The sequence below is a fragment of the Borreliella californiensis genome, from assembly GCF_014205885.1.
Taxonomy (GTDB): Bacteria; Spirochaetota; Spirochaetia; order Borreliales; family Borreliaceae; genus Borreliella; species Borreliella californiensis.
On sequence record NZ_JACHFB010000012.1, the window covers coordinates 1 to 7,130 of the forward strand.

The 7,130-nt window shown below is 29.0% G+C and carries 7 protein-coding genes and 4 pseudogenes; 6 read left to right on the forward strand and 5 right to left on the reverse strand.

Annotated elements, in window-relative coordinates; genetic code table 11:
* Window positions 1-4 precede the first annotated feature (4 nt).
* Window positions 5-430 (forward strand): DUF261 domain-containing protein, encoded by a 426-nt coding sequence (locus HNP67_RS06315; protein ID WP_184125674.1) that lies wholly within the window; start codon window positions 5-7, stop codon window positions 428-430.
* Between the two features lie 41 nt (window positions 431-471).
* On the opposite strand, the pseudogene HNP67_RS06320 reads toward HNP67_RS06315, so the two are convergent.
* Window positions 472-1,213 (reverse strand): annotated as a pseudogene (locus HNP67_RS06320) (tyrosine-type recombinase/integrase).
* Window positions 1,214-1,642: 429 nt separating this feature from the next.
* Between HNP67_RS06320 and HNP67_RS06325 the strand changes: the two are divergent.
* Entirely contained in the window at window positions 1,643-2,281 is a 639-nt protein-coding gene (locus tag HNP67_RS06325; protein WP_184125665.1) for an outer surface protein ErpG, read from the forward strand.
* 101 nt (window positions 2,282-2,382) lie between these two features.
* Here HNP67_RS06325 and HNP67_RS06330 read toward each other — a convergent pair whose 3' ends face one another.
* On the reverse strand, window positions 2,383-3,072 hold the full coding sequence (locus HNP67_RS06330; RefSeq protein WP_184125667.1) for a hypothetical protein: 690 nt from the start codon (window positions 3,070-3,072) through the stop codon (window positions 2,383-2,385).
* 12 nt (window positions 3,073-3,084) lie between these two features.
* Window positions 3,085-3,429, reverse strand: a complete 345-nt coding sequence (locus HNP67_RS06335; RefSeq protein WP_184125676.1) for a TM2 domain-containing protein — start codon at window positions 3,427-3,429, stop codon at window positions 3,085-3,087.
* Between the two features lie 215 nt (window positions 3,430-3,644).
* Here HNP67_RS06335 and HNP67_RS06340 point away from each other — a divergent pair, with 215 nt between their 5' ends.
* The 4 genes and pseudogenes from HNP67_RS06340 to HNP67_RS06355 form a co-directional block, all read left to right on the forward strand.
* Window positions 3,645-4,097: a DUF1473 family protein gene (locus HNP67_RS06340; protein WP_184125668.1), complete on the forward strand. Its 453-nt coding sequence runs from the start codon at window positions 3,645-3,647 to the stop codon at window positions 4,095-4,097.
* Window positions 4,094-4,330 (forward strand): DUF1322 family protein, encoded by a 237-nt coding sequence (locus HNP67_RS06345; protein WP_184125670.1) that lies wholly within the window; start codon window positions 4,094-4,096, stop codon window positions 4,328-4,330. Before HNP67_RS06340 ends, HNP67_RS06345 begins: the two co-directional genes overlap by 4 nt.
* A gap of 7 nt (window positions 4,331-4,337) precedes the next feature.
* A pseudogene (locus tag HNP67_RS06350) lies at window positions 4,338-5,631 on the forward strand (DUF759 family protein).
* Window positions 5,632-5,661: 30 nt separating this feature from the next.
* Window positions 5,662-6,334 (forward strand): annotated as a pseudogene (locus HNP67_RS06355) (ERF family protein); the annotation flags it as partial.
* 36 nt (window positions 6,335-6,370) lie between these two features.
* On the opposite strand, the gene HNP67_RS06360 reads toward HNP67_RS06355, so the two are convergent.
* Both HNP67_RS06360 and HNP67_RS06365 read right to left on the reverse strand, forming a co-directional pair.
* Window positions 6,371-6,799: an Mlp family lipoprotein gene (locus tag HNP67_RS06360; protein ID WP_184125672.1), complete on the reverse strand. Its 429-nt coding sequence runs from the start codon at window positions 6,797-6,799 to the stop codon at window positions 6,371-6,373.
* 31 nt (window positions 6,800-6,830) lie between these two features.
* A pseudogene (locus HNP67_RS06365) lies at window positions 6,831-7,130 on the reverse strand (Bdr family repetitive protein); the annotation flags it as partial.

A 7,130-nucleotide genomic window follows, 5' to 3' on the forward strand; every position in this document is an offset into this window, starting at 1 on the left:
GACAATGCTTATTAATAAAATAAAACAAAGTAATAAAGTTTTACGACCAGAAATACAAAAATGGGGTTGTTACTTTTTGTGCCTGCATTACTATACAAGTGTATTCAAGAACCTTGAATTTAATGCTTATGATATAAATGCAGCGTATTACAGATTTATAGGACTTGGATACATTAAGAGTAATTGTTTTATTAAAAATCCATGTATGATACTTAATTACTATGGAATTAGAAGTAGCGTAAGATATGAATCTTTAAATTATTTGGGTGCCGCTAATGAATTTGAAATAAGTGAAGTTAAAATCGACAAGGTTAATGGATATCACTTTATAGCAACAAAAAATAAAGAAATATTATATGATTCACTTGATTTAAAACCTCGTGGGAAAGTATTTAAAGTAACTTCAAAGCGTATATTTAAACTAAAGTAGTTTTACTAAAGTTTAAGGGTATTTTTAATACTTTCATAAGCTTAAATTTTGTTTGCAGCAGAGAGTCCATAGATATTGTCAATTTCGGAAGTTGAAGAATATTTTATAAGTTCTTTTAATTTGGAATGAGTTATAGCCATTAGATTTTAAATTTGAAATAAATAAATTTCTAAATAAATGGAGTGATTTATTTGCACGAAATCCTGATTTTTTAAGAAGATTTTTAAATTTTCTAGAAATATTGATAATATCAATTTGATTATCTTTAAATTTATGTTTGGTTTTTTGGAAAAGATAAGTACGTCGTGTATCAAGATTTTTTTCTTAGAAATGATTTTCGTGAGCGGATTGAATAGCCTGAAACTCATCAGATTTGATAACAATTTCTCTAGTACAAGTGACATTTCTTTTTTTAGCAATATTTACTTTTATATTGTAAAAAGTTTCTCCAGTTTTGTTTAATAGGGGAGTAATATCTTGCATTTTTACTTTTTTAATTTCAGCGCCCCTGCACCCACTTATTGCCAGTATATGTAAAAACCAACCAGAAATTGGGTCAATTTTTTTTAATGTTTTTACGCATTTTTCAATTATTTTCGTAGCTTTTGGGGTCAAATAAAACTTAGGAGTTGGTTTTGAAGCTTTTTTAGTAGGAGTAGAAGAAATTTTTAGAGAATTTTTAAGAATTTTGTTTTCATTTACTACTTTTTGATACTCTTGTATTAGTTTGAGTATAGAATCAATATTGTAATTATTTAAATTAAAATAATTATTAATGTCCATAAGACAAGCTCCTTCTAGGTGTTACTTTTAAATTAAGTAAAAGTAATAAAAATAGATAAAAATTACAAATTATATTTTACCAAAAACTAAAAATTTTAGTCAAATTTTATGGGTTCTTATTGCAAGCGAAATTTGGGTTGTAGAGTGGCCTTGATAAACAGAAGAGTCGTTTTCTGGGGGGTGCAGCTAAGAAAGACTATATACTTTAGCTGACTTATGGCAAAGACTTTGAGATTTAGTTTGTATGTGTTTTGTAGTCTTTTGTAATGAGTGGTGCATTTGCAATGGAGAGATTTTGGGGAGTTGATTAAAATTACATTTGCGTTTTGTTAATATGTAATTTGAAATGTAACAAAATTATATATTTAAATCTTTGAAAAATTGTATTTATTAGGGGTTGCTTTAGACTTAAGGCTTATGGAGCGGATTATGAATAAAAAAATGAAAATATTTATTATTTGTGTAGTTCTTGTTTTGATAATTTCTTGCAAGAATTATGCAAGTGGTGAAGATTTAAAACAAAATTTAAAAGAACAAGTTGAAGGATTTTTGGATACAAAAAAGGAAGAGTTGGTTGGCGGTTTAAAAAAGCTTGGATCAGAAGCTTATTCAAAAGTTGAAGAAGAATTAATGCAAGCCGATGGACCACAAGTACAAGCTGAAGAGCAGGTGACTCAAGGTGTTTTTGAAGATCTAGGATTAAAAGAGAAAGGTCTTGAAAGAATAGGCCAAAAATTACAAGTACAAGCACAAGAATTAAAAGGGCTTGAAAACAATTTTAAAGATAAAGAAGAAGATAGAAAGAAAGTTCTAGAAGAGGCTAAAAAGAAATTTGAAGAGTTTAAAAGACAAGTTGAATCTGCAACTGGAACAAATGATACTGAGAAAGTTAAAAAACAGGGTAATATTGGACGAGAAGCTTTAAAGTATGCAAAAGGATTGGGTGTAAATGGAAATTATTCTGCTAATGATGGTACCAATACTGATGATTTTTCAAATAAAGTTATAGATGATGCACTTAAAAATATTAATGAAGAGCTTAAAAAGTTAAATAATAAAGAAGAATAGAAAAAATGGTTTTAAAAATATAAATTATAATAGCACAAGACGGGGGGTCTTCTTGTGCTATTATTTGTATTGCTAATTGTTAAAGTATTTTATATGTCCCGTTAATTTTTATCGATTTTTATGCTAGTGTTTTTTGTTTTGCTGCTATTGTCTTCTTTTATGAAATGTTTTTGATATTTTTCATATAATTTTTTATGATTTTCAAGATTAAATGCTATTGGTTCTTTAAAAATTTCAAAAGCTATTTTAAGGGTTTTAGAAGTTAGTACTTTTTTTGAAAAATCTTCTGATTTAGACGGAGGAATCATAAGACTAGTAAAAATATAACTATGATTATATAAATTAGCTGCTGAATAACATGCTATGTTGCTTTGTTTAAGTTCTTTAGGGGTAATTCTGCATTCAGATATTCCAATTGTTAGTTCAGATTCTTTTTCATTATCGAAGGTATATTTAATTTTAATTTTATTTGATCTTATATCATATATATCATAGAAACCAATATCATGTTTAGTGGTAATGTTATTAAAATCAAAATAATAAAAAATTCCCCGGTTACTATTAATTAAACGCATGAGTGCATGATTTTCATTTAGCCAATTTTCGGGTCTTTCTTCTGATTTTGTTGCAATCCAAGAGTATTTTTCATTATTTTCTTTTTCATTTGTAAAAAATTTACTATCTCCTAATATTTCTTCATTATTATTTTTGTTGTTGCCATTATTTGATTTGCAGTTTAAAATAATTGTCATCAATGTTATTAACATTGCAAACATTGTTTTTTTTGTCATTTAAAATCCTTTTTAAAATTTATTTATTAATATTCTTATAAAATCAATAAAAACAATAATTTCCAGTATTGCTAATACGGGTAGAATAATTATTAGTCCCAAACCCAGGGTAAATAGATAAAAAAAAGGAGATAAAAGAATTATACATAAAAACGTAATACCAGTTCCCATTTTTCCCACATAAAATCTATGTGCCCCTAAATAACCAAAAAATAAGCATAATAATGCTGCTATTAATTTGTTATAAGATTTTTTAACTTGTTTATTTTTAACTCCACAAGCAATACAAATTTCAGCTTCTTTTTTAATTGGTTTGCCACAAGAATGGCAATATATTTCGTCAACAGCTTTTGACATGATTTTACGCTCCTTTTTAAAATAAAACATACTTATCTAAAATCATTTAATATAAGTAAATTATATTTTTACGTATTTAAATTTAATGAACATTTGAAATATAGATCAAGAGTTAATAGGTATAAAGAAATTTACCGTTTATGTTAACAATTAATAAATTGCTTTACTATTTAGAGTAACAATTTGTTAATTTTGTTAATTTAGGAGAAATTTTTTTGAAAAAAGGTAAAAGGTCTTTTGATGATTATGTTGCATATTTTAGCGAGGGCTCATTAAGTGATATAGAAATAGCAGAGAGACTAGGAGTTTCTAGAGTAAATGTATGGAGGATAAGGCAAAAATGGGAAAAAGGAGAAACTTCTGTTAATGAGGGATCTAGAGTAACAATTAGTGAAGATACTTTTGAACATCTTTTGTCACAAGCTTTTAGATCAGAAATCAAAGCTAGGAAAATTAGGGGAGAATTAGATGTAGAGCGGGCTAATTTAGAATTAGGATTTATAGACAATGATCTAAAAAAACCCGCTTTAGTATATTTGAGTGAGTATGAAAATAATGTTGGTGATTTTGTTACTTTTGACCATATCAATGAAAATTTTGATTATGAAAAAGTAGCCACTTCGCTTTCATCAATTACATCAAATTCTAATGAACTGGTTGCTAAATGAGCAAAAGAAATAAAGACATTGATAAAGCTATTGCAAGTCTTAATGAGACTAGAAAAAAGTATTTTAACTTGCTTGACGAGATAAAAAACGATAAATATTATTTTCCAGTAATTATGAATATTTGCTCATACGACTCGGTTAAAAAATTGCCTTATGACGAGCTTTTAGAGGTCAATAGACTTGCTGAGATTAAATTAGAAAAAGAATTGTATGAGTTAATTCTAGGCAAGTGAGGGCTTAATGAGCGACAAATTCACCATTAAATTTAAAGGTATTCTTGATCATGCAGCAACAAAAAAGGCTATCGAACAAGATATTTCCAAAATGGAAAAATATCTTAAACCTAAAAAATCTAGTTTGGGTAGCACTAAAGATATTGTAAAAAATAATTTGTCGGACAAGAAAAAAGAATTAAGCAGACAATCTAAATTTGAAAGCTTAAGAGAGCGTGTTGAGAAATATAGGCTTACCACAAACTAAAAAGCTTGTAAAACAAGGCATGGGTTTTGAGAAAGCTAGAAAAGAGGCTTTCAGAAGATCTTTAATGTCTGATAGAGACAAAAGACGCCTTGAGTATAAAGAGCTTGCAAAAGAATCAAAAGCAAAAAGTAAAATGATAGCAGCCTCTCAAGGAAAAGGACTTGTTGCCAAAATTGCAATAGGTAGTGCCCTAGGGAATATCATTAGCAACGCTATGAGTAAAGTTGGGGGGGGGACTCTTAGGATTTGCTAAAAAAGCGGTTGAAGAAGACACCAAAACGAAAAGAACACAACTTCTCAACAGTGCATTTTTTACGACTAACGAACGAGATATGATTATGGGAAATAAAGCCAAAAAGACTAAGGGAATTCTTGATGGAATGAAAGGTTTTGAGTGCGACTTAGAAAAAGAAGAGTTCTTAAATCAAGCAAGTGCATTTAAGGGTACTTTAAGAGACTTAGATATGTTAAATGAAGCTAATTTGAAAAACGCAGTAAAATTTGCAGCTATAGCTATGCTTAAATCCAGTGGTGCTATGAGCAGTGAAGATGCTGTAAAAGCTGTTAATAGTGTCCTTGGGGGTGATGGAAGTGAGCTTTTTGATCTACTAAAAAGTCAGGTGTTGGCGACAAATACATAGAAGATGCCAAAATGGCCTGGCAAAGCGGAGCTCAAGTAGATCTAGAGTCCAGAATTACCAAGATGATGGAAATGTTTACGGATTTTGAATCTTTTGGCCTTACAAAACACGCCAATACTGCTGAGAGTCTTCAAAGTAATTTGGCCTCAGCTGAGCAAACTCTTCAAAATTTGACCACTACTGTTTTGGACCCAATACTTAACTTCATTAAAAAGATAACTAAGTACTTTGAAGGCTTTACGATTAAAACACATATTATTGATCCCATAATTGACGGCATTAAAACGCTTCTCGACATAGGAAGCCTTGTTAGCCGGCTTGTTCAGGGAATTAAAGATTGGTGGAATGGGGCAGATAAGAAAAAGGAAAAGAAAAACAAGAAAAATGAAGACAATGCTACCAACACACCATAATTTTTGCAAAGGGCAATTCTTACATAAAATTTGCAATGGAACAATGAAAACAGCTCTAAAAATGTAAATACATTGCCACAATTTGCTGGATCAGCTATTACTTATTTCAAAAGGTACGCTTTAGTAGGTCATCTTTGCATAAGAAGCGAAATGGATACCGATGCAGCACCTATTTACAATAATTATGAAAATGAAAATTCTATGACTAGTAAACGAGCTAGTGTTAATCAAAAGCAAGAACAAAAAAGAGAACAAAAACAAGAGATTAATCAAATTCAAAAAAATAACACTATTCAAAACCAGAAAAGAGATATTAAGCAAAACCAAATAAAAGATTTTGATAAAAAGTCGAAAACTGACAAATTTTATTGCTATGAAATTTTTAGAGACGCATTGTTTAATATAAAAAATTGGTTAAGTGAAAGTGACGAAAAAAATAATATAAATGCTCTTATTCGGGCATTATGTACAGATAATGATGATGCTTTAAATAATCTTCTTGATGAAAATCCCAAGCTTAAGAGTGTAGAATATTGGGTAAGTCTTATGAAAGATTATTTCAGTAAAACCAATAGATTTGATGATCTAAATAAGCTTAAAGTATTTATGTCTGATAATCGAGACGTTTATAAAACAAAAGTATTAAAATTCTTTTGCATGTTAAAAAAAAGAAAGACAATTTAATTATATGTTTGCAGTATAGCAATATTAAAGCCCCCTATTTGGGGGCTACTCTATATTAGGAATTACCGCAAGTACTAACTGCATTGTTTGTTCCAAAGCCATCTATGCCTCCTTTAAGGGCTCCTTGAACTATTTGCTTGAAAGTAGTTTTTTGTTCATTAGCCTGATCGCCAATACATTTGTCAAGTTCTTTTTTTATATGGTCAAGTGCAGATTTTATTTTAGATTCATCATGTTGTAAAAATGTATCAAATTCTCCAGCATCAGTTAAAGCAGTTTTTAACCAGTCAAGTTGTGTTTTTTGGGCTTCAGTTAGCTTTTCTCTAAGTAGTTCTTCTTGAGATTTTGGTTTTTCTTGTGGTACTTCTTTTGGGGTTAAATCACGTTTTACCCGGCTTTTTGTTTGGCTAGTATTAGTATCATTAGAATTACAGCCGTTTAGCATGATCAAAAATAAACAAAATAATATGTTGATGATTTTCATTGTTACTCCGTTTTTTTATTAATAATGTTTACTATTTAGAAATGAAGGCAAATATTAGCCCTGCTATCATTGTTATAGACATTGCCCCCATAATTCCCAATACCCATTTAAGCATTTCTGAAAGAGACATTAAATTCTTTTCTACATTGTCTATTTTAGCATTTAAATTCTTTTCAACATTGTCTATTTTAGCATTTAAATTCTTCTCTACAGTATCTATCTTAGTATCTAAACTGTCTATTTTTAGATTTAAATTCTTTTCTACATTATCTATTTTGATATCTAAATTAGATATATCCTTTTGTAAATTCTTCTCTACATTATCAATTTT

Coding starts and splice junctions, on each gene's coding strand:
- HNP67_RS06345 (WP_184125670.1), top strand. CDS start 4,094: ATGAGCAAAAGAAATAAAGACATTGATAAAGCTATTGCAAGTCTTAAT.
- HNP67_RS06325 (WP_184125665.1), top strand. CDS start 1,643: ATGAATAAAAAAATGAAAATATTTATTATTTGTGTAGTTCTTGTTTTG.
- HNP67_RS06315 (WP_184125674.1), top strand. CDS start 5: ATGCTTATTAATAAAATAAAACAAAGTAATAAAGTTTTACGACCAGAA.
- HNP67_RS06335 (WP_184125676.1), bottom strand. CDS start 3,429: ATGTCAAAAGCTGTTGACGAAATATATTGCCATTCTTGTGGCAAACCA.
- HNP67_RS06330 (WP_184125667.1), bottom strand. CDS start 3,072: ATGACAAAAAAAACAATGTTTGCAATGTTAATAACATTGATGACAATT.
- HNP67_RS06360 (WP_184125672.1), bottom strand. CDS start 6,799: ATGAAAATCATCAACATATTATTTTGTTTATTTTTGATCATGCTAAAC.